The organism is Spiroplasma endosymbiont of Amphimallon solstitiale (assembly GCF_964030965.1).
GTDB lineage: Bacteria > Bacillota_I > Bacilli_A > Mycoplasmatales > VBWQ01 > Spiroplasma_E.
On record NZ_OZ034999.1, the window covers coordinates 938863 to 960720 of the forward strand.

Below are 21858 nucleotides of genomic sequence, written 5' to 3' on the forward strand. Positions count from 1 at the left end.
TTAGAGAATTTTTACACTAAATAATGTTACTTTTAACAAATTTTTAATTAAAAATAATATTTTAAGTGTAAATTGATGAATAATTTTTGGTCATCCATACTTTTCTACATAATTAAAAAAAAAGTTTGCTCATGGACTATTTGATTGTTTAAAAAATTCAATGAATTCTGGTGCTTCAACTAATTTTTCTGTGTTATTTAAGTTTGTTTGAATATTAATTGCCATTTTGTATAATTTCCTTTCTTATAATTTATTTTTATTTTTATAATCTAATAAAGAATTAATTTTAATTGGTATTTGATTTGTTAATATTATTTCTTGTTTACCACCTGTATTAATTGGTTCTTTAAATAGTGGTTGTTCTTTAATAATTTTCTTAATAGTATCTTCTATTTTTGAATTTTCTATATCATTTGTTTTAAATTTTAAATAATCATAAAATTCATTTTTAACTTGATATTTTTTAAATATATTAATAATTTCTTTTTCTTTAATTTCTTGATTAATTTTATTTAACTTATTTTCTGCTTCATTAATTTTATTTTCTATTTCTTGTGAAACATTATTTTCAGTTAAAGTTTGAGTTGTTTGTTGTATATTAGTTTCATTTTCTAACATTTACATCACACCTTTATTATTTAATTTCTTTATTAATTTTTTCATTTAGTTTTGCCAATTTTTTTTGATGTTTTATAATTTTATTATTTGCTCTAACATGCTTTGGAGTTGTAATAAATCGTTTTAATAAAACAATAATTTCTCTACAAATTAATGTTCCAACACTTGTTCCAATAATAATTAATTCATGTATAAATTCTTTCATTTCAATATTTTCCTTTCATTAATTAATTTTTTGATTTGTATCTAATTCCATTACTAATATTTGATAATCTTGAATATAAGCATTTTCTAATATATGATGTTTATAATTTTTATGAAAACTAGTAGCATTTTCAATTGTAGAAAATAATTTATATTTTGTTTCAATTCCATAATTAGTTTTATATTTCCTGAATTGTAAAATTAAAAAGGACACTTATATAAAAATTAAATTGTGTTAATTCTATAATTAAGAAAAGAAAGGAATTAGCACAATGTATAAGTATCTGACTATTGAATCAATAATAGCAATAAAAGAATATAAAAGTTATGGATTTTCGATTCGTAAAATAGCAAAAGCCATTGATTATAGTAAATCAACTGTACATAGAGTTTGTAGATTATTAAATCAAAACTTATTACCATTAGAAATATTGAATAAAATTCAAAAAAATAAACAAAATGCAGGTAGAAAATTAATAATTTTAACTTTAATAGAAATTAATACTATTAATCATTTGTTAATTACTAAAAATTATGCTCTTGATATAATTGCTAATTTTTTAAAGGAAAATAAAATAAAAAGTATTTCAACAAAAACTTTATATAACATGTTTAAAACAAATCGAATGGGTTTTGATGAAAATAACTTATTGAGAAAAGGAAAAAATAAACCTCACAAACAAAAAGAAACTAGGGGCAGAATTAATAATTGTAAGTCTATTCATGAAAGAAATTTAATCATTCCTAATATTAAAAATATAGAAGAATTTGGTCATTTAGAGGGTGATACTATCATTGGTAAAGATCATAAAAGTTCTATTATTACTTTAGCTGATATATGATCAAAAATCACAATTCCTTTAGCAACTAAAAATAATAAATCAGAAAATATTACAAAAAGTATAATAAAATTTATTTCAAAGTTACAAAAAGGAACAGTTAAAACTATTACTTTTGATCGTGGTAAAGAATTTAGTAAATGAAAATTAATCGAAAAAAATTGTAATGTTAAGATTTATTTTGCAGATCCTGGTAAACCTTGTCAAAGAGGTTTAAATGAAAATAATAATGGTATTTTAAGAAGATATTTACCAAAATCTACAGATCTATCTTCATATAAACAAAAAGATTTAAATACTATAGCATTTCAAATTAATTCTACACCCAGAAAATCACTATCTTATAAAAGACCAATAGATTTAATACAATTATTTTAAAAAACTGTCCCATATTTATATTTACAATTCAGGTTTTAATAAATAAGCATATCTCATTTTAATATTCTCCTTTTTTATAAATGATAATAATTTTCATCAAATTCTAAATTTGCATTAACATTAACTTCACTCATATTATCACTACCATATTGACTATTTGTTTCACTATTAATCGAAAATCTATTATCATTATTAATTAAATGTGCTATTTCATTTGTAAACGAAGTCTCTTGCATTTCTACATCAAATTTTCTTTCGATAGGTAATAAATTATGAATAATTTCACTTGCACCAGCAACTATCGTTGGAATAGCATAAGCATTATTAAAATCATTATTAATACTCATAGCAACACCACTTGATATTAAACAACCACCAGTAGCCATATTACATATCTTTCTTATTGTTTCAAATCTATGTGGTATTAATTCTGTTAATCCCGCAATAAGATTTGAAATACCATAAGCATTTAATGAAATATAAGTATCTCAATCCATTAAATTATTAGGATTATTATTTGTACTTAATAATGGTCATGGTGGGGTTTCAGTAGTTGTTGTAGGTATTGAAGTAGTAGTTATAGGCATAGGTGTTGTAGTAGGTTCTATTGGATTAGTAGTATTTTCTATTCATTTTGAATAGTTTGCTAAACCAATTGTTCCTAAACCTAATAATATTTTTTTACTACTATTAATTATTTTTGTTTTATTACTTGGTCTTTGATTTAAATTTCATATATCTAAACCTAATTTTTTACCAAATAATAAACTATTAATTGAACCTAATATTGGATTTCCTATAAGTTGACCATAATAAGCACTTGTACCTATCATTGCTGAAATAGGACTTATTCCAGTTCTTATTAATTTTAATAAAGTATAATTTGATTGTGAATTTTCCTTTAATTTTGTAGAAAAGTAATGATACATGATAAAGTGTTATTTTTAGAGAATTTTTACACTAAATAATGTTACTTTTAACAAATTTTTAATTAAAAATAATATTTTAAGTGTAAATTGATGAATAATTTTTGGTCATCCATACTTTTCTACATAATTAAAAGAATTTTCTGTATTTGGCATAATTTTCCTTTAATTTTGTAGAAAAGTAATGATACATGATAAAGTGTTATTTTTAGAGAATTTTTACACTAAATAATGTTACTTTTAACAAATTTTTAATTAAAAATAATATTTTAAGTGTAAATTGATGAATAATTTTTGGTCATCCATACTTTTCTACATAATTAAAATAATTTTCTTCCTTTAATTTTCTATTTTTTTAATTCAAACTTTTACTCAACCTTGATAAATATCATTATCACCAACTATTAATGCAACATTATCTTCTGGATCAGAAATAATTATATGTTGTGATTTAATATTTGGATATTTCATTAATATAATTGCTCTAATATCATTATGAGTACGAAGTGCTTGCGGTGATGGTGTTAATATTTCAATTTCATCTTTATCACCAAATAAAGTAGGTAAGATAATCATTCTTTATTTCTCCTTATTTTTAGTTAAATTATTAACTATTATTTCTAAACATTTCATACATCAATTTTTACTTAATCAGATTCTTTTATTACATTTTTTACATTTATTCATTATTAAATTCACCATTAATTATTTTTTGTAATAAAATATCAAGTATTAAATCTATTTCTGTACCATTATAGAATTTTTGTTGTTTTTTAATATAATTAATTAATTTTTCTTTATATTCATTAATTACTTTTTGTTTAAACTCTTCTCTTAATTTTTCTATATTGGCAATGTTTAGTAATCTGTGTAACTTACAAAAATAACTATGTTTAATTAATTCTAGTAAATATAATTAAATGACTAGAAAGAGTGAGTTACAGATGGCTAAAAAACAAAATATTAATAATAATGATCCAATATCAAAAGCAGTAGATTTATTATTAGAAAATACTGAAGATTTAACAACAGTTTTTAAAGAAGGGGGTTTATATAAAGAATTAACAAAACGTTTAGTTGAAAAAATGTTGAATTCTGAAATGCAAAATTATTTAGGATATGAAAAAAATCAACATAGTAATACTGAAAATGCTCGTAATGGTACAAGTTCAAAAAAATTAATAACTCAACAAGGTAAAATTGAGATTGATGTACCAAGAGATCGCAATAGTGATTTTACTCCTGTAATAGTTGCAAAAAGACAGCGAAGATTTGATGGTTTTGATCAACAAGTGCTTTCACTATATGCAAAAGGTATGACTCTATCTGACATTAGAATGCAGTTACAAGAGTTATATCATGGTGCTGATATTAGTGAAAGTGTTATTAGTCAAATTACTGATGATGTTATTGATGATGTCAAAGCATGACAAAATCGACCATTAGAAAGCATTTATCCGATTGTTTATTTTGATTGTATAGTAGTTAAAGTTCGACAAGATAAACGGATTATTAATAAATCAGTTTATATAGCATTAGGAGTTGATTTAGAAGGTAAAAAAGATGTTTTAGGCTTATGAATTAGTGAAAATGAAGGTGCTAAATTTTGATTAGCTAATTTCACAGAAATGAAAAATCGAGGCTTAAATGATATTTTGATTGCTTGTAGTGATAATTTAACAGGCATGTCAGAAGCAATACAAGCAGTTTATCCTAAAACAGAACATCAATTATGCATTGTTCATCAAATTCGAAATAGTTTAAAATATGTTTCATACAAACATCGAAAAACTCTAGTTACAGATTTAAAACCAATTTATAGTGCATGTAGTGAAGAACAAGCAATGCAAGCTTTAGAATCATTTGAAAGTAAATGAAATAAACAATATCCCCAAATTGCTAAATCTTGATATAAAAATTGGAGGCTTTTTAGAAATCTGTGTATCTTTGTTTTACAAAGTACTAGTTCAGATTAATTCTGTCTTCAAATTTTATCATAAAATGAGCAATTGCTGTATTTCAATTTTGAATAGGCAATGTTCATTTTTTTGTTATATTTTCAATTGCTAAATAAAATATTTTAAAAACTGACATATCATTAGGAAAAGCTTTTTTGTTTCTAATAACTTTTCGTAATTGACTATTAACAGATTCAATAGCATTTGTTGTATAAATTACTCTTTTGATTTCTGCAGGATAACTAATAAAAATCATCAAATTTTCTCAATTTTTATATCAAGATTTAGCAATTTGGGGATATTGTTTATTTCATTTACTTTCAAATGATTCTAAAGCTTGCATTGCTTGTTCTTCACTACATGCACTATAAATTGGTTTTAAATCTGTAACTAGAGTTTTTCGATGTTTGTATGAAACATATTTTAAACTATTTCGAATTTGATGAACAATGCATAATTGATGTTCTGTTTTAGGATAAACTGCTTGTATTGCTTCTGACATGCCTGTTAAATTATCACTACAAGCAATCAAAATATCATTTAAGCCTCGATTTTTCATTTCTGTGAAATTAGCTAATCAAAATTTAGCACCTTCATTTTCACTAATTCATAAGCCTAAAACATCTTTTTTACCTTCTAAATCAACTCCTAATGCTATATAAACTGATTTATTAATAATCCGTTTATCTTGTCGAACTTTAACTACTATACAATCAAAATAAACAATCGGATAAATGCTTTCTAATGGTCGATTTTGTCATGCTTTGACATCATCAATAACATCATCAGTAATTTGACTAATAACACTTTCACTAATATCAGCACCATGATATAACTCTTGTAACTGCATTCTAATGTCAGATAGAGTCATACCTTTTGCATATAGTGAAAGCACTTGTTGATCAAAACCATCAAATCTTCGCTGTCTTTTTGCAACTATTACAGGAGTAAAATCACTATTGCGATCTCTTGGTACATCAATCTCAATTTTACCTTGTTGAGTTATTAATTTTTTTGAACTTGTACCATTACGAGCATTTTCAGTATTACTATGTTGATTTTTTTCATATCCTAAATAATTTTGCATTTCAGAATTCAACATTTTTTCAACTAAACGTTTTGTTAATTCTTTATATAAACCCCCTTCTTTAAAAACTGTTGTTAAATCTTCAGTATTTTCTAATAATAAATCTACTGCTTTTGATATTGGATCATTATTATTAATATTTTGTTTTTTAGCCATCTGTAACTCACTCTTTCTAGTCATTTAATTATATTTACTAGAATTAATTAAACATAGTTATTTTTGTAAGTTACACAGATTACTAAACATTGCCAAAAATTGAGAAAATTTGATGATTTTTATTAGTTATCCTGCAGAAATCAAAAGAGTAATTTATACAACAAATGCTATTGAATCTGTTAATAGTCAATTACGAAAAGTTATTAGAAACAAAAAAGCTTTTCCTAATGATATGTCAGTTTTTAAAATATTTTATTTAGCAATTGAAAATATAACAAAAAAATGAACATTGCCTATTCAAAATTGAAATACAGCAATTGCTCATTTTATGATAAAATTTGAAGACAGAATTAATCTGAACTAGTACTTTGTAAAACAAAGATACACAGATTTCTAAAAAGCCTCTCTATATTATGTAAATGTTCTTCTGTTATTTCTATATTACGTTTTCTATTATATTCATTAATAATTTCTTGATCTTTATTCATTATTTATTCCTTTCATTTTTTAAATCATTTAACATTAATTGAACAAAATGCACGATTTTTAGGAATGTTTAAGGTATTAAAGATTTGACCAGTTACTATAATTTCATCGTTTTTGTTTAATAAAATACATCGTTTATAAAATTTTGGGTTATTAAAAATTAAAGTAACATAGTTTAATCCATTTCATTGACCACGAACAGTATAATATAATAATTGTTTATTACCTTTCTCATGATATTTTGCTTCAATAGTATTACTAAGTTTTACTGTTAATTTAATGTAATTTTCTTTATTTTTCATTTTTATAATTCCTTAAATAATATTGAATATGTTTGTAAGCGTCTTGTTCATGTTTTGTAAAAATGATATTTCCTTTATAATTTTCTATTTTATTTTTGTTTTTTGGTTCATTTTCATGATAATCTCAGTTCATAATATCTTCTACTAATACCATTAAAGCACCAATAACTTTTGGTGTTGCTAATGGATTAGTTAGTAACTGTTTTGAACTTAAAAAGAAATTTTCAACAATAACTAATATTTTTTTATTATCAAATTGCTTTTTAATTAATTCAAAATATTCTTTATATATATTTTTACTTTCTAAAACTGTTTTTGCTTTAAATGTTTCATTAAAAATAATATTATTAGTTTCATTTGAATATATAACAATTCCATTATTACCAATACCAGCAGGGTCAATACCAATGATTAATTCGTATTGCATTTATTAATCATCTCTACATCAATCACAAACATATCCATATGGTTTTGTATAATCTAAATGTTTTTCAATATCATAATTATCTTCATATCTTTTAGTATTATGTTGTTCTGCTTCTAATTCTGTTTTAAAGTGATAAAGCATATTTATATCATCATCATTATATAATTCATCACATTCTACACATCTTTTTCTTCTCTTTTTAGTTTTATTCATAATCAAAATATCCTTTTCAATTATTTTTGCTGTTTGTTTAAGGTATTTAGGTAATCTATCGTAACAACTATCACATATTAAATAAGGTATTGGTCAATTTTTATATTTAATAGTTTTAGTAGAATTATTAATACAATCTCATCAATTTTTATTTATACAAATTCTTAATTCACATTTTTTATTTTCATTAATATTCATTTTTATATTATTCATAATTTATTTATATTTTTTTCTAGTTATTAATATTCAAAAACATTTATTACAGGTTCTATTTGCAAATGATGAATTTTTATAACATATATCACAAGAACTAATCTTTCTATAATTTCTACTATATTCCATAAGCATTTTATTCCTTTCTTTAATTTTTACTTATAGTAATTAATAAAATTATTAATCCAATTAAGGTTGAAATTGAATAAATAATTATTTTTATTTTTAATCACTTTTTTTGATGTTCTTTTGCTATTCTTATTTTTTGTTCTATTAATTCTTTCTTTTCTTTTTCTTCCATTTTTATTTTCTTTTCTAATATATTCTGTTGCTTTTAGCATAAAGAATATATATTTTTATTTTTAGATTATTAATACTATTAATTATATTTTTTAAGAAAAATGGGCTCAAAAATAAATTGTGAAATTTTAAAAAACATTAAGGCATTCGATTCAATATTTATTTAATTTATTTAATAAATTAATATTTTAATTGAACCGGCACCGCTTAATTTTTTTTACAAGTTTTAAATTTATTTTCTCGCCCAAAAAATTTTTCAAAAAAAATAAAAAATAAAACCAACACTTACTCACTTGGTGGTGATAAGGTTGGTTAATTAAAGAATAGAATTAATATAGTAGGTTCCCTAGCAGGTCTATATATACTAGTTTCCAATTCGCTCCCACCCCAAGAATTACCATTACTGGTTAGTATAATTTATTAGGTATCACTCCACTTATTATTTATCCATGCAAGTCCACATGTTTTAGCTACTATTTTTAACAACTGTGTTGTAGTTCACTGTTTTAATTCTCTAACACGTGTTGATAATAGTGTTAAAGACGGTTATTAAATTAACTTTCTCCTACTTGGTCACTGCGTGTAGTAGATATTTAAAGGGTGCTAATAATAAAAATTTTAAAATTTTACAATTACAAAAAAAGACAAGATTATTTCTTGTCTTTTTCCTTGTTGATAATTTTAATTTAACTTATAAAATGTATATTTTATTTTTTTTAAATACGTCGAATATAAAATATAAATTTAATGTTTTAAGAAAAGAGAATAATTTTGTCTAATTTTAATGATTTTTAAAATAATTCATTTAGAAATAAGTTAATTATGTAGTAATTTAATTTCCTACGTTTTTGGGAACCTCCCAGCTAGAGAAACAAACAAAGCTTGAGGAGAAAAAAACGAAAGAGAAAGACGAGAAAGAGTTGCTAATGCTCTTAGATTTGAAAAAGATAAATCAAAAATAAACAATGAAGCTTCAACAAGTAAAAATCAAAGCTCTAGTAGTAAGTCACAAAAAATGTAAATATTAAATACTTCAAAACTGCACAATTGTGCAGTTTACTTAACAATTTTGTGTTTTCTTACTATAATTTTACATTATTTCTGCAATGAGTTCTTCATATACTTATTTTTAAACAACATGGAACAATGTATAATAATATAGTGTTTAAACAAATATAAAACGTTGAATTTAAGAATATGAATGGTTTTTTATATTCATATTCTTAAACATCGATAAAAACACTTGCAAGTGTTTTATCTTTCAAAATCAAAATTAAAGGGAAAAGAAAAAATGATAATAGACGATTATATTCAACAAATAAATAATTTAATTTGTAAAAATATTGATAAATCAAATCCAGAAAGAGGTTTTTCATCAGAAAATATTTTTAATTATGTAGAAAAGTATGGATGACCAAAAATTATTCATCAATTTACACTTAAAATATTATTTTTAATTAAAAATTTGTTAAAAGTAACATTATTTAGTGTAAAAATTCTCTAAAAATAACACTTTATCATGTATCATTACTTTTCTACAAAATTAAAGGAAAATATTCTAGCTAGTCTTCGTAATTTTATTGAAGCTGTATTTTTGAAAGTATATTCTGTTGAAAAACAAGTATCTATAAATCCAATGGAATATAATGATATAACTTGCGCTATTAAGTATATAAAATCCATAGGAAAATTAAAATTTTTAAGACAATTTCATGATTATGTACAAATTTCAGTTTCTCATTATAATGTTGGTGAAGAAAATTCAGAGAGATTGATGTTGAAATATTATGAATTTTTGATTAAAATAAAAAAATTTTTAAAACAAACTTATAATATTAATGTTCTTCATAATCTAAATAAGTTTCCCATTAATAAAGAAACTGCTTCTAAAGAGTATTATGAAAAAATATCTGAAAAAATTTTGCAATCTAAATTAAATAATTTAAAAATTAGATTTGATAAACGTTTTTATATAAAAAAAATAAAACCATTTTTTGTAAAAGATAAAATTTTTTATGAAGTAACATTTGTTGAAGCAAATTTTGGAAAAAATAAATTTGATGGAATGATAGCATTTACTGATTTTGAAATTTTAAAAAATTATTCAGTTAAATTTTCTTTTTGTAATAGTAGTATTGAAATTATTGGTAAAACAATGCCAATTTTAATCATTAATAAATGAGAAGTTTCAATAAAACCTTGAGCAATTAAGAATTTTGCTAGTATATTAGGCAAAGAAATAAAATTAACTACAAATAGTAAAGAATATTGAAAAATAATGCAATTTTTAACTAAAACAGGATTTGATTTTTTAGATATTATTAATTTAGAATATAATTATTATGAAAAATATAAAGATGAAATTTTAAAAAATGTTAAAAAAGATGAAATTAAAATTTTTAAAATTTTAGATTATTGCTTTAATTTTGTAGAAAAGTAATGATACATGATAAAGTGTTATTTTTAGAGAATTTTTACACTAAATAATGTTACTTTTAACAAATTTTTAATTAAAAATAATATTTTAAGTGTAAATTGATGAATAATTTTTGGTCATCCATACTTTTCTACATAATTAAAAGAATTAACTACAACGAGTTAGTTCATCAAGATTTACTCATCAAATGACTATCTCAACAAAATGACATTATTTCATATCAAACAGAAAAAGAACTAAAAGCAGAAAGTTATCGAGAAAAAGGATATCCTGACTTATTAGTTCACTATGAAAATAAAATCATGATTATTGAATTTGAAAGAACTAGAAAAACTAAACAACGAATGAGACAAAAGTTTGATGGATTACGACATTATTGTAAAAACGGATGCGAAGTTTTACTTTTAGTTCCAAATGAAAGCATGAAAAAATTCGTTGATGAACAAATCAAAATTTACAACTGAAAACTAGCAACTTTCAAAACCCAAATATTTAATATTAATATAGACAATTAATAGTTAAATTTTGGTTAAAACTTAACTAATTGTAAAATACACAAAATTTGATAACATATAGCTGTTATCCAATATATAAGTTTTAACCCATTACTTTATTTTAAAAGTAAATGGGTTTTAATATTTAAAAGGAGATATTAACATGACTGACAAAACTAAATCACAAACATATAATTTTCTATTAGAAAATAAATCCATAGAAGATATTTTAAAACAAGAAAACATTTTTGTGAAAGAAATCAAAAACAAGAGACATGGAGGAAAAACATATAGGATTGATAATAATCAACAACTTAATGATGATTCCTTAGAAAATAATATAAAAAATTTAGAACCAATTGGTATTAGTTTAATAGATAACCAAAATATGCAAAAAACAAATGTTGATACATGAACAAAACTAACTAATTACTTAAATTGAGCAACACCAAATGCAGAACAACTAATACAAGCTCAAAGAACAATTCAAGAAAAAGACAAAGAAATTGAACAACTTAAAAAGCAAATTGAAGAATTAAAACAATCAAAACAAATCAATGTGAATTTCAATAAGTTTAAATATAATGCTGTAACAATTTATGATGAAAAACAAAGAAAAAAGACAAGAATTGAAAAAATTTACGAAGAAATTTTACCAATTAATAACAAAGTTTATTTTATAACGACCATTCAACATATTGATAATTCAATTAATGAAGAGGTAATATATTTTCAACACCTTACAAATGGTGATATACAAGTTGTTAAACAAATAAAGAATTATAAAAATATCAATGATTATAAAAAAGATATTTTACTAATTAATGACATTTCAACCCATAACATTAATAATTTTCAATTTGTACCAATTAAAGACTTTTTAAAACAACAACAAGGTTTCAAATTAAAACCAAATAAAAGTGAAATAGTTACATGAATAATTACTTGGTTAATAATACCCCTAGGTGTAGTGGCTATTAATCTTATTCATCCACCATTATTAATAATAAGCCTTGTAATTGGTGGTATTGCTACAGCCCTTAGAGGAGGGGTAGAATTTTTTTCATCAACTGCAAAAAAAGTTTGATCATGATTTTCAAATAAATATTTTAAAAATAAAGAACAAAAAGAAAAACTTAAAAAAGAACGCGAATCAATAATTAAAAATCTTACCAGTAATAAAACAGAAATTAAATTAGAAACACAATATGATATTTTAAAACAAGAATTGGATAATAGAAAAGAGAAAAATCCAGACCAATTAATAAGTAGTGAAACAATTAATCAAAATTCAAATATTGAATCAGTAAATAATCAAAATTTTGATTCATCTATACGCAATACAGTAAACCAACAAGAACAACTACCATCAACAACTTCAAATCATAACTGAAATAAAGTAAAATGCTTATTAACAACATAATTAATAACATCTAAATCACTATTTTGAAAAATAGTGATTTTTTACTAATTTTTTACACATTTTTAGTTTTAAAAATATATACTTTTATTGAATATTTTAAGTGTATAAAAAAATATTCAATAAAAATAATAAAGGAGAAAAATATTTTAATTATGTAGAAAAGTATGGATGACCAAAAATTATTCATCAATTTACACTTAAAATATTATTTTTAATTAAAAATTTGTTAAAAGTAACATTATTTAGTGTAAAAATTCTCTAAAAATAACACTTTATCATGTATCATTACTTTTCTACAAAATTAAAGGAAAAATATGTGAAGATCATGTAATGAATGAAGCCAAGCGGATAAAGATAAACATAACAAAGAAGCTAGAGAAACAAACAAAGCTTGAGGAGAAAAAAACGAAAGAGAAAGACGAGAAAGAGTTGCTAATGCTCTTAGATTTGAAAAAGATAAATCAAAAATAAACAATGAAGCTTCAACAAGTAAAAATCAAAGCTCTAGTAGTAAGTCACAAAAAATGTAAATATTAAATACTTCAAAACTGCACAATTGTGCAGTTTACTTAACAATTTTGTGTTTTCTTACTATAATTTTACATTATTTCTGCAATGAGTTCTTCATATACTTATTTTTAAACAACATGGAACAATGTATAATAATATAGTGTTTAAACAAATATAAAACGTTGAATTTAAGAATATGAATGGTTTTTTATATTCATATTCTTAAACATCGATAAAAACACTTGCAAGTGTTTTATCTTTCAAAATCAAAATTAAAGGGAAAAGAAAAAATGATAATAGACGATTATATTCAACAAATAAATAATTTAATTTGTAAAAATATTGATAAATCAAATCCAGAAAGAGGTTTTTCATCAGAAAATATTTTTAATTATGTAGAAAAGTATGGATGACCAAAAATTATTCATCAATTTACACTTAAAATATTATTTTTAATTAAAAATTTGTTAAAAGTAACATTATTTAGTGTAAAAATTCTCTAAAAATAACACTTTATCATGTATCATTACTTTTCTACAAAATTAAAGGAAAATATTCTAGCTAGTCTTCGTAATTTTATTGAAGCTGTATTTTTGAAAGTATATTCTGTTGAAAAACAAGTATCTATAAATCCAATGGAATATAATGATATAACTTGCGCTATTAAGTATATAAAATCCATAGGAAAATTAAAATTTTTAAGACAATTTCATGATTATGTACAAATTTCAGTTTCTCATTATAATGTTGGTGAAGAAAATTCAGAGAGATTGATGTTGAAATATTATGAATTTTTGATTAAAATAAAAAAATTTTTAAAACAAACTTATAATATTAATGTTCTTCATAATCTAAATAAGTTTCCCATTAATAAAGAAACTGCTTCTAAAGAGTATTATGAAAAAATATCTGAAAAAATTTTGCAATCTAAATTAAATAATTTAAAAATTAGATTTGATAAACGTTTTTATATAAAAAAAATAAAACCATTTTTTGTAAAAGATAAAATTTTTTATGAAGTAACATTTGTTGAAGCAAATTTTGGAAAAAATAAATTTGATGGAATGATAGCATTTACTGATTTTGAAATTTTAAAAAATTATTCAGTTAAATTTTCTTTTTGTAATAGTAGTATTGAAATTATTGGTAAAACAATGCCAATTTTAATCATTAATAAATGAGAAGTTTCAATAAAACCTTGAGCAATTAAGAATTTTGCTAGTATATTAGGCAAAGAAATAAAATTAACTACAAATAGTAAAGAATATTGAAAAATAATGCAATTTTTAACTAAAACAGGATTTGATTTTTTAGATATTATTAATTTAGAATATAATTATTATGAAAAATATAAAGATGAAATTTTAAAAAATGTTAAAAAAGATGAAATTAAAATTTTTAAAATTTTAGATTATTGCTTTAATTTTGTAGAAAAGTAATGATACATGATAAAGTGTTATTTTTAGAGAATTTTTACACTAAATAATGTTACTTTTAACAAATTTTTAATTAAAAATAATATTTTAAGTGTAAATTGATGAATAATTTTTGGTCATCCATACTTTTCTACATAATTAAAAGAATTAACTACAACGAGTTAGTTCATCAAGATTTACTCATCAAATGACTATCTCAACAAAATGACATTATTTCATATCAAACAGAAAAAGAACTAAAAGCAGAAAGTTATCGAGAAAAAGGATATCCTGACTTATTAGTTCACTATGAAAATAAAATCATGATTATTGAATTTGAAAGAACTAGAAAAACTAAACAACGAATGAGACAAAAGTTTGATGGATTACGACATTATTGTAAAAACGGATGCGAAGTTTTACTTTTAGTTCCAAATGAAAGCATGAAAAAATTCGTTGATGAACAAATCAAAATTTACAACTGAAAACTAGCAACTTTCAAAACCCAAATATTTAATATTAATATAGACAATTAATAGTTAAATTTTGGTTAAAACTTAACTAATTGTAAAATACACAAAATTTGATAACATATAGCTGTTATCCAATATATAAGTTTTAACCCATTACTTTATTTTAAAAGTAAATGGGTTTTAATATTTAAAAGGAGATATTAACATGACTGACAAAACTAAATCACAAACATATAATTTTCTATTAGAAAATAAATCCATAGAAGATATTTTAAAACAAGAAAACATTTTTGTGAAAGAAATCAAAAACAAGAGACATGGAGGAAAAACATATAGGATTGATAATAATCAACAACTTAATGATGATTCCTTAGAAAATAATATAAAAAATTTAGAACCAATTGGTATTAGTTTAATAGATAACCAAAATATGCAAAAAACAAATGTTGATACATGAACAAAACTAACTAATTACTTAAATTGAGCAACACCAAATGCAGAACAACTAATACAAGCTCAAAGAACAATTCAAGAAAAAGACAAAGAAATTGAACAACTTAAAAAGCAAATTGAAGAATTAAAACAATCAAAACAAATCAATGTGAATTTCAATAAGTTTAAATATAATGCTGTAACAATTTATGATGAAAAACAAAGAAAAAAGACAAGAATTGAAAAAATTTACGAAGAAATTTTACCAATTAATAACAAAGTTTATTTTATAACGACCATTCAACATATTGATAATTCAATTAATGAAGAGGTAATATATTTTCAACACCTTACAAATGATGATATACAAGTTGTTAAACAAATAAAGAATTATAAAAATATCAATGATTATAAAAAAGATATTTTACTAATTAATGACATTTCAACCCATAACATTAATAATTTTCAATTTGTACCAATTAAAGACTTTTTAAAACAACAACAAGGTTTCAAATTAAAACCAAATAAAAGTGAAATAGTTACATGAATAATTACTTGGTTAATAATACCCCTAGGTGTAGTGGCTATTAATCTTATTCATCCACCATTATTAATAATAAGCCTTGTAATTGGTGGTATTGCTACAGCCCTTAGAGGAGGGGTAGAATTTTTTTCATCAACTGCAAAAAAAGTTTGATCATGATTTTCAAATAAATATTTTAAAAATAAAGAACAAAAAGAAAAACTTAAAAAAGAACGCGAATCAATAATTAAAAATCTTACCAGTAATAAAACAGAAATTAAATTAGAAACACAATATGATATTTTAAAACAAGAATTGGATAATAGAAAAGAGAAAAATCCAGACCAATTAATAAGTAGTGAAACAATTAATCAAAATTCAAATATTGAATCAGTAAATAATCAAAATTTTGATTCATCTATACGCAATACAGTAAACCAACAAGAACAACTACCATCAACAACTTCAAATCATAACTGAAATAAAGTAAAATGCTTATTAACAACATAATTAATAACATCTAAATCACTATTTTGAAAAATAGTGATTTTTTACTAATTTTTTACACATTTTTAGTTTTAAAAATATATACTTTTATTGAATATTTTAAGTGTATAAAAAAATATTCAATAAAAATAATAAAGGAGAAAAATATGTGAAGATCATGTAATGAATGAAGCCAAGCGGATAAAGATAAACATAACAAAGAAGCTAGAGAAACAAACAAAGCTTGAGGAGAAAAAAACGAAAGAGAAAGACGAGAAAGAGTTGCTAATGCTCTTAGATTTGAAAAAGATAAATCAAAAATAAACAATGAAGCTTCAACAAGTAAAAATCAAAGCTCTAGTAGTAAGTCACAAAAAATGTAAATATTAAATACTTCAAAACTGCACAATTGTGCAGTTTACTTAACAATTTTGTGTTTTCTTACTATAATTTTACATTATTTCTGCAATGAGTTCTTCATATACTTATTTTTAAACAACATGGAACAATGTATAATAATATAGTGTTTAAACAAATATAAAACGTTGAATTTAAGAATATGAATGGTTTTTTATATTCATATTCTTAAACATCGATAAAAACACTTGCAAGTGTTTTATCTTTCAAAATCAAAATTAAAGGGAAAAGAAAAAATGATAATAGACGATTATATTCAACAAATAAATAATTTAATTTGTAAAAATATTGATAAATCAAATCCAGAAAGAGGTTTTTCATCAGAAAATATTTTTAATTATGTAGAAAAGTATGGATGACCAAAAATTATTCATCAATTTACATTTAAAATATTATTTTTAATTAAAAATTTGTTAAAAGTAACATTATTTAGTGTAAAAATTCTCTAAAAATAACACTTTATCATGTATCATTACTTTTCTACAAAATTAAAGGAAAATATTCTAGCTAGTCTTCGTAATTTTATTGAAGCTGTATTTTTGAAAGTATATTCTGTTGAAAAACAAGTATCTATAAATCCAATGGAATATAATGATATAACTTGCGCTATTAAGTATATAAAATCCATAGGAAAATTAAAATTTTTAAGACAATTTCATGATTATGTACAAATTTCAGTTTCTCATTATAATGTTGGTGAAGAAAATTCAGAGAGATTGATGTTGAAATATTATGAATTTTTGATTAAAATAAAAAAATTTTTAAAACAAACTTATAATATTAATGTTCTTCATAATCTAAATAAGTTTCCCATTAATAAAGAAACTGCTTCTAAAGAGTATTATGAAAAAATATCTGAAAAAATTTTGCAATCTAAATTAAATAATTTAAAAATTAGATTTGATAAACGTTTTTATATAAAAAAAATAAAACCATTTTTTGTAAAAGATAAAATTTTTTATGAAGTAACATTTGTTGAAGCAAATTTTGGAAAAAATAAATTTGATGGAATGATAGCATTTACTGATTTTGAAATTTTAAAAAATTATTCAGTTAAATTTTCTTTTTGTAATAGTAGTATTGAAATTATTGGTAAAACAATGCCAATTTTAATCATTAATAAATGAGAAGTTTCAATAAAACCTTGAGCAATTAAGAATTTTGCGGCAATGTTTAGTAATCTGTGTAACTTACAAAAATAACTATGTTTAATTAATTCTAGTAAATATAATTAAATGACTAGAAAGAGTGAGTTACAGATGGCTAAAAAACAAAATATTAATAATAATGATCCAATATCAAAAGCAGTAGATTTATTATTAGAAAATACTGAAGATTTAACAACAGTTTTTAAAGAAGGGGGTTTATATAAAGAATTAACAAAACGTTTAGTTGAAAAAATGTTGAATTCTGAAATGCAAAATTATTTTTTAATTATGTAGAAAAGTATGGATGACCAAAAATTATTCATCAATTTACACTTAAAATATTATTTTTAATTAAAAATTTGTTAAAAGTAACATTATTTAGTGTAAAAATTCTCTAAAAATAACACTTTATCATGTATCATTACTTTTCTACAAAATTAAAGAAATTATTTAGGATATGAAAAAAATCAACATAGTAATACTGAAAATGCTCGTAATGGTACAAGTTCAAAAAAATTAATAACTCAACAAGGTAAAATTGAGATTGATGTACCAAGAGATCGCAATAGTGATTTTACTCCTGTAATAGTTGCAAAAAGACAGCGAAGATTTGATGGTTTTGATCAACAAGTGCTTTCACTATATGCAAAAGGTATGACTCTATCTGACATTAGAATGCAGTTACAAGAGTTATATCATGGTGCTGATATTAGTGAAAGTGTTATTAGTCAAATTACTGATGATGTTATTGATGATGTCAAAGCATGACAAAATCGACCATTAGAAAGCGTTTATCCGATTGTTTATTTTGATTGTATAGTAGTTAAAGTTCGACAAGATAAACGGATTATTAATAAATCAGTTTATATAGCATTAAGAGTTGATTTAGAAGGTAAAAAAGATGTTTTAGGCTTATGAATTAGTGAAAATGAAGGTGCTAAATTTTGATTAGCTAATTTCACAGAAATGAAAAATCGAGGCTTAAATGATATTTTGATTGCTTGTAGTGATAATTTAACAGGCATGTCAGAAGCAATACAAGCAGTTTATCCTAAAACAGAACATCAATTATGCATTGTTCATCAAATTCGAAATAGTTTAAAATATGTTTCATACAAACATCGAAAAACTCTAGTTACAGATTTAAAACCAATTTATAGTGCATGTAGTGAAGAACAAGCAATGCAAGCTTTAGAATCATTTGAAAGTAAATGAAATAAACAATATCCCCAAATTGCTAAATCTTGATATAAAAATTGAGAAAATTTGATGATTTTTATTAGTTATCCTGCAGAAATCAAAAGAGTAATTTATACAACAAATGCTATTGAATCTGTTAATAGTCAATTACGAAAAGTTATTAGAAACAAAAAAGCTTTTCCTAATGATATGTCAGTTTTTAAAATATTTTATTTAGCAATTGAAAATATAACAAAAAAATGAACATTGCCTATTCAAAATTGAAATACAGCAATTGCTCATTTTATGATAAAATTTGAAGACAGAATTAATCTGAACTAGTACTTTGTAAAACAAAGATACACAGATTTCTAAAAAGCCTCAATTAATAACTCAACAAGGTAAAATTGAGATTGATGTACCAAGAGATCGCAATAGTGATTTTACTCCTGTAATAGTTGCAAAAAGACAGCGAAGATTTGATGGTTTTGATCAACAAGTGCTTTCACTATATGCAAAAGGTATGACTCTATCTGACATTAGAATGCAGTTACAAGAGTTATATCATGGTGCTGATATTAGTGAAAGTGTTATTAGTCAAATTACTGATGATGTTATTGATGATGTCAAAACATGACAAAATCGACCATTAGAAAGCGTTTATCCGATTGTTTATTTTGATTGTATAGTAGTTAAAGTTCGACAAGATAAACGGATTATTAATAAATCAGTTTATATAGCATTAGGAGTTGATTTAGAAGGTAAAAAAGATGTTTTAGGCTTATGAATTAGTGAAAATGAAGGTGCTAAATTTTGATTAGCTAATTTCACAGAAATGAAAAATCGAGGCTTAAATGATATTTTGATTGCTTGTAGTGATAATTTAACAGGCATGTCAGAAGCAATACAAGCAGTTTATCCTAAAACAGAACATCAATTATGCATTGTTCATCAAATTCGAAATAGTTTAAAATATGTTTCATACAAACATCGAAAAACTCTAGTTACAGATTTAAAACCAATTTATAGTGCATGTAGTGAAGAACAAGCAATGCAAGCTTTAGAATCATTTGAAAGTAAATGAAATAAACAATATCCCCAAATTGCTAAATCTTGATATAAAAATTGAGAAAATTTGATGATTTTTATTAGTTATCCTGCAGAAATCAAACGAGTAATTTATACAACAAATGCTATTGAATCTGTTAATAGTCAATTACGAAAAGTTATTAGAAACAAAAAAGCTTTTCCTAATGATATGTCAGTTTTTAAAATATTTTATTTAGCAATTGAAAATATAACAAAAAAATGAACATTGCCTATTCAAAATTGAAATACAGCAATTGCTCATTTTATGATAAAATTTGAAGACAGAATTAATCTGAACTAGTACTTTGTAAAACAAAGATACACAGATTTCTAAAAAGCCTCAAAGAAACTGACTTATCTACATACTGAACAAACTTGGCATAGTTAATTAAACCAATAGTCCCTAAACCTAAAAATATCTTTTTATAACTATTAATAACTTTATTTCTAGTAGTAGGTCTTTGATTAATATTCCATATATCAATTCCTAATTTTTTACTAAATAACAAAGAATTAATAGAACCTAAAATTGGGTCTTTTAAATATTGATCATAATAAGCACTAACTCCTACCATAGCACTTAATGGACTTAATCCAGTTCTTAATATTTTAGTTAAAGTATAATTACTAGTTTGTTCGGGCGTATCAACTTAATGGTTAGATTTAATAAAAACTTAAATGAGAGATAAAACTCTCATTTTTAATTGCCTGAATTGTAAATATAAATGGGACAGTTTTTTAAAATAATTGTATTAAATCTATTGGTCTTTTATAAGATAGTGATTTTCTGGGTGTAGAATTAATTTGAAATGCTATAGTATTTAAATCTTTTTGTTTATATGAAGATAGATCTGTAGATTTTGGTAAATATCTTCTTAAAATACCATTATTATTTTCATTTAAACCTCTTTGACAAGGTTTACCAGGATCTGCAAAATAAATCTTAACATTACAATTTTTTTCGATTAATTTTCATTTACTAAATTCTTTACCACGATCAAAAGTAATAGTTTTAACTGTTCCTTTTTGTAACTTTGAAATAAATTTTATTATACTTTTTGTAATATTTTCTGATTTATTATTTTTAGTTGCTAAAGGAATTGTGGTTTTTGATCATATATCAGCTAAAGTAATAATAGAACTTTTATGATCTTTACCAATGATAGTATCACCCTCTAAATGACCAAATTCTTCTATATTTTTAATATTAGAAATGATTAAATTTCTTTCATGAATAGACTTACAATTATTAATTCTGCCCCTAGTTTCTTTTTGTTTGTGAGGTTTATTTTTTCCTTTTCTCAATAAGTTATTTTCATCAAAACCCATTCGATTTGTTTTAAACATGTTATATAAAGTTTTTGTTGAAATACTTTTTATTTTATTTTCCTTTAAAAAATTAGCAATTATATCAAGAGCATAATTTTTAGTAATTAACAAATGATTAATAGTATTAATTTCTATTAAAGTTAAAATTATTAATTTTCTAGCTGCATTTTGTTTATTTTTTTGAATTTTATTCAATATTTCTAATGGCAATAAGTTTTGATTTAATAATCTACAAACTCTATGTACAGTTGATTTACTATAATCAATGGCTTTTGCTATTTTACGAATCGAAAATCCATAACTTTTATATTCTTTTATTGCTATTATTGATTCAATAGTCAGATACTTATACATTGTGCTAATTCCTTTCTTTTCTTAATTATAGAATTAACACAA

30 protein-coding genes and 4 pseudogenes are annotated in these 21858 nt (G+C 22.6%); 19 read left to right on the forward strand and 15 right to left on the reverse strand.

Features of this window, described 5'->3' with window-relative positions:
- Genes AAHH39_RS05760 through AAHH39_RS05775 form a run of 4 tightly spaced genes read right to left on the reverse strand, consistent with a single transcriptional unit; the run spans window position 1 to window position 1036 of the window.
- Window positions 1-225 (reverse strand): hypothetical protein, encoded by a 225-nt coding sequence (locus AAHH39_RS05760; protein WP_342219171.1) that lies wholly within the window; start codon window positions 223-225, stop codon window positions 1-3.
- 18 nt (window positions 226-243) lie between these two features.
- Window positions 244-618 (reverse strand): hypothetical protein, encoded by a 375-nt coding sequence (locus AAHH39_RS05765; protein ID WP_342218661.1) that lies wholly within the window; start codon window positions 616-618, stop codon window positions 244-246.
- Between the two features lie 16 nt (window positions 619-634).
- Window positions 635-823, reverse strand: a complete 189-nt coding sequence (locus tag AAHH39_RS05770; protein ID WP_342218662.1) for a hypothetical protein — start codon at window positions 821-823, stop codon at window positions 635-637.
- A gap of 18 nt (window positions 824-841) precedes the next feature.
- The gene (locus AAHH39_RS05775; protein ID WP_342219172.1) at window positions 842-1036 is read right to left on the reverse strand and encodes a hypothetical protein; all 195 of its coding nucleotides are present in this window, start codon (window positions 1034-1036) and stop codon (window positions 842-844) included.
- 58 nt (window positions 1037-1094) lie between these two features.
- On the opposite strand from AAHH39_RS05775, the gene AAHH39_RS05780 reads away from it, so the two are divergent.
- On the forward strand, window positions 1095-2039 hold the full coding sequence (locus AAHH39_RS05780; protein WP_342219173.1) for an IS30 family transposase: 945 nt from the start codon (window positions 1095-1097) through the stop codon (window positions 2037-2039).
- A 74-nt stretch (window positions 2040-2113) separates the two neighbouring features.
- Here the strand turns inward: AAHH39_RS05780 and AAHH39_RS05785 are convergent, their stop codons facing one another.
- The 3 genes from AAHH39_RS05785 to AAHH39_RS05795 form a co-directional block, all read right to left on the reverse strand.
- The gene (locus AAHH39_RS05785; RefSeq protein ID WP_342219174.1) at window positions 2114-2968 is read right to left on the reverse strand and encodes a hypothetical protein; all 855 of its coding nucleotides are present in this window, start codon (window positions 2966-2968) and stop codon (window positions 2114-2116) included.
- Between the two features lie 15 nt (window positions 2969-2983).
- Window positions 2984-3121: a hypothetical protein gene (locus AAHH39_RS05790; RefSeq protein ID WP_342219175.1), complete on the reverse strand. Its 138-nt coding sequence runs from the start codon at window positions 3119-3121 to the stop codon at window positions 2984-2986.
- Between the two features lie 183 nt (window positions 3122-3304).
- Window positions 3305-3541 (reverse strand): hypothetical protein, encoded by a 237-nt coding sequence (locus AAHH39_RS05795; RefSeq protein ID WP_342218665.1) that lies wholly within the window; start codon window positions 3539-3541, stop codon window positions 3305-3307.
- A 368-nt stretch (window positions 3542-3909) separates the two neighbouring features.
- On the opposite strand from AAHH39_RS05795, the pseudogene AAHH39_RS05800 reads away from it, so the two are divergent.
- A pseudogene (locus AAHH39_RS05800) lies at window positions 3910-4917 on the forward strand (IS256 family transposase); the annotation flags it as partial.
- 10 nt (window positions 4918-4927) lie between these two features.
- Here the strand turns inward: AAHH39_RS05800 and AAHH39_RS05805 are convergent.
- A complete protein-coding gene (locus AAHH39_RS05805; protein WP_342219298.1) occupies window positions 4928-6166 on the reverse strand; it encodes an IS256 family transposase in 1239 nt (412 codons plus the stop codon).
- A gap of 28 nt (window positions 6167-6194) precedes the next feature.
- On the opposite strand from AAHH39_RS05805, the gene AAHH39_RS05810 reads away from it, so the two are divergent.
- Window positions 6195-6530: a transposase gene (locus AAHH39_RS05810; RefSeq protein ID WP_425288923.1), complete on the forward strand. Its 336-nt coding sequence runs from the start codon at window positions 6195-6197 to the stop codon at window positions 6528-6530.
- Here AAHH39_RS05810 and AAHH39_RS05815 read toward each other — a convergent pair.
- The 5 genes from AAHH39_RS05815 to AAHH39_RS05835 all read right to left on the reverse strand — a co-directional run bounded on the left by AAHH39_RS05815 (window position 6517) and on the right by AAHH39_RS05835 (window position 8108).
- Window positions 6517-6654 carry a hypothetical protein gene (locus AAHH39_RS05815; RefSeq protein WP_342219177.1) on the reverse strand — a complete coding sequence of 46 codons (138 nt, stop codon included), beginning with the start codon at window positions 6652-6654 and terminating at the stop codon, window positions 6517-6519. The two genes, AAHH39_RS05810 and AAHH39_RS05815, sit on opposite strands and share 14 nt — an antisense overlap.
- 3 nt (window positions 6655-6657) lie before the next feature.
- Window positions 6658-6954 (reverse strand): hypothetical protein, encoded by a 297-nt coding sequence (locus AAHH39_RS05820; protein WP_342218667.1) that lies wholly within the window; start codon window positions 6952-6954, stop codon window positions 6658-6660.
- Window positions 6944-7381 carry a hypothetical protein gene (locus AAHH39_RS05825; protein ID WP_342218668.1) on the reverse strand — a complete coding sequence of 146 codons (438 nt, stop codon included), beginning with the start codon at window positions 7379-7381 and terminating at the stop codon, window positions 6944-6946. The genes AAHH39_RS05820 and AAHH39_RS05825 overlap by 11 nt, the downstream gene beginning before the upstream one ends.
- Window positions 7382-7384: 3 nt before the next feature.
- Window positions 7385-7792: a hypothetical protein gene (locus AAHH39_RS05830; protein WP_342218669.1), complete on the reverse strand. Its 408-nt coding sequence runs from the start codon at window positions 7790-7792 to the stop codon at window positions 7385-7387.
- A gap of 163 nt (window positions 7793-7955) precedes the next feature.
- The gene (locus AAHH39_RS05835) at window positions 7956-8108 is read right to left on the reverse strand and encodes a hypothetical protein (protein WP_342218670.1); all 153 of its coding nucleotides are present in this window, start codon (window positions 8106-8108) and stop codon (window positions 7956-7958) included.
- A 1290-nt stretch (window positions 8109-9398) separates the two neighbouring features.
- On the opposite strand from AAHH39_RS05835, the gene AAHH39_RS05840 reads away from it, so the two are divergent.
- The 16 genes and pseudogenes from AAHH39_RS05840 to AAHH39_RS05915 all read left to right on the forward strand — a co-directional run.
- Entirely contained in the window at window positions 9399-9611 is a 213-nt protein-coding gene (locus tag AAHH39_RS05840; protein WP_342218591.1) for a hypothetical protein, read from the forward strand.
- Window positions 9612-9626: 15 nt separating this feature from the next.
- On the forward strand, window positions 9627-10547 hold the full coding sequence (locus tag AAHH39_RS05845) for a hypothetical protein (RefSeq protein ID WP_342218599.1): 921 nt from the start codon (window positions 9627-9629) through the stop codon (window positions 10545-10547).
- Between the two features lie 98 nt (window positions 10548-10645).
- Complete coding sequence (locus tag AAHH39_RS05850; protein WP_342218468.1) at window positions 10646-11059, forward strand: hypothetical protein; 414 nt, start codon at window positions 10646-10648, stop codon at window positions 11057-11059.
- Between the two features lie 142 nt (window positions 11060-11201).
- Window positions 11202-12461: a hypothetical protein gene (locus tag AAHH39_RS05855; RefSeq protein ID WP_342218589.1), complete on the forward strand. Its 1260-nt coding sequence runs from the start codon at window positions 11202-11204 to the stop codon at window positions 12459-12461.
- A gap of 142 nt (window positions 12462-12603) precedes the next feature.
- Window positions 12604-12723, forward strand: a pseudogene (locus AAHH39_RS05860) (IS30 family transposase); the annotation flags it as partial.
- A 52-nt stretch (window positions 12724-12775) separates the two neighbouring features.
- Window positions 12776-12991 carry a hypothetical protein gene (locus AAHH39_RS05865; RefSeq protein ID WP_342218590.1) on the forward strand — a complete coding sequence of 72 codons (216 nt, stop codon included), beginning with the start codon at window positions 12776-12778 and terminating at the stop codon, window positions 12989-12991.
- A 270-nt stretch (window positions 12992-13261) separates the two neighbouring features.
- Window positions 13262-13474 (forward strand): hypothetical protein, encoded by a 213-nt coding sequence (locus AAHH39_RS05870; RefSeq protein ID WP_342218591.1) that lies wholly within the window; start codon window positions 13262-13264, stop codon window positions 13472-13474.
- A 15-nt stretch (window positions 13475-13489) separates the two neighbouring features.
- On the forward strand, window positions 13490-14410 hold the full coding sequence (locus tag AAHH39_RS05875) for a hypothetical protein (RefSeq protein ID WP_342218599.1): 921 nt from the start codon (window positions 13490-13492) through the stop codon (window positions 14408-14410).
- 98 nt (window positions 14411-14508) lie between these two features.
- Window positions 14509-14922 carry a hypothetical protein gene (locus AAHH39_RS05880; protein WP_342218468.1) on the forward strand — a complete coding sequence of 138 codons (414 nt, stop codon included), beginning with the start codon at window positions 14509-14511 and terminating at the stop codon, window positions 14920-14922.
- Between the two features lie 142 nt (window positions 14923-15064).
- Window positions 15065-16324, forward strand: a complete 1260-nt coding sequence (locus AAHH39_RS05885) for a hypothetical protein (RefSeq protein WP_342219179.1) — start codon at window positions 15065-15067, stop codon at window positions 16322-16324.
- A 143-nt stretch (window positions 16325-16467) separates the two neighbouring features.
- The gene (locus AAHH39_RS05890; protein WP_342218590.1) at window positions 16468-16683 is read left to right on the forward strand and encodes a hypothetical protein; all 216 of its coding nucleotides are present in this window, start codon (window positions 16468-16470) and stop codon (window positions 16681-16683) included.
- Window positions 16684-16953: 270 nt separating this feature from the next.
- Entirely contained in the window at window positions 16954-17166 is a 213-nt protein-coding gene (locus AAHH39_RS05895; RefSeq protein ID WP_342219180.1) for a hypothetical protein, read from the forward strand.
- Between the two features lie 15 nt (window positions 17167-17181).
- Window positions 17182-17919 carry a hypothetical protein gene (locus tag AAHH39_RS05900; RefSeq protein ID WP_342219181.1) on the forward strand — a complete coding sequence of 246 codons (738 nt, stop codon included), beginning with the start codon at window positions 17182-17184 and terminating at the stop codon, window positions 17917-17919.
- A gap of 33 nt (window positions 17920-17952) precedes the next feature.
- Window positions 17953-18159: a hypothetical protein gene (locus AAHH39_RS05905; protein WP_342218834.1), complete on the forward strand. Its 207-nt coding sequence runs from the start codon at window positions 17953-17955 to the stop codon at window positions 18157-18159.
- 150 nt (window positions 18160-18309) lie between these two features.
- Window positions 18310-19386, forward strand: a pseudogene (locus AAHH39_RS05910) (IS256 family transposase); the annotation flags it as partial.
- A gap of 43 nt (window positions 19387-19429) precedes the next feature.
- Window positions 19430-20434: pseudogene (locus AAHH39_RS05915) on the forward strand (IS256 family transposase); the annotation flags it as partial.
- On the opposite strand, the gene AAHH39_RS05920 reads toward AAHH39_RS05915, so the two are convergent.
- Together AAHH39_RS05920 and AAHH39_RS05925 are read right to left on the reverse strand one after the other, a co-directional pair.
- Window positions 20421-20708, reverse strand: a complete 288-nt coding sequence (locus AAHH39_RS05920; protein ID WP_342219182.1) for a hypothetical protein — start codon at window positions 20706-20708, stop codon at window positions 20421-20423. The pseudogene AAHH39_RS05915 and the gene AAHH39_RS05920 sit on opposite strands and share 14 nt — an antisense overlap.
- Before the next feature lie 163 nt (window positions 20709-20871).
- Window positions 20872-21816: an IS30 family transposase gene (locus tag AAHH39_RS05925; RefSeq protein WP_342219183.1), complete on the reverse strand. Its 945-nt coding sequence runs from the start codon at window positions 21814-21816 to the stop codon at window positions 20872-20874.
- Window positions 21817-21858: the final 42 nt, after the last annotated feature.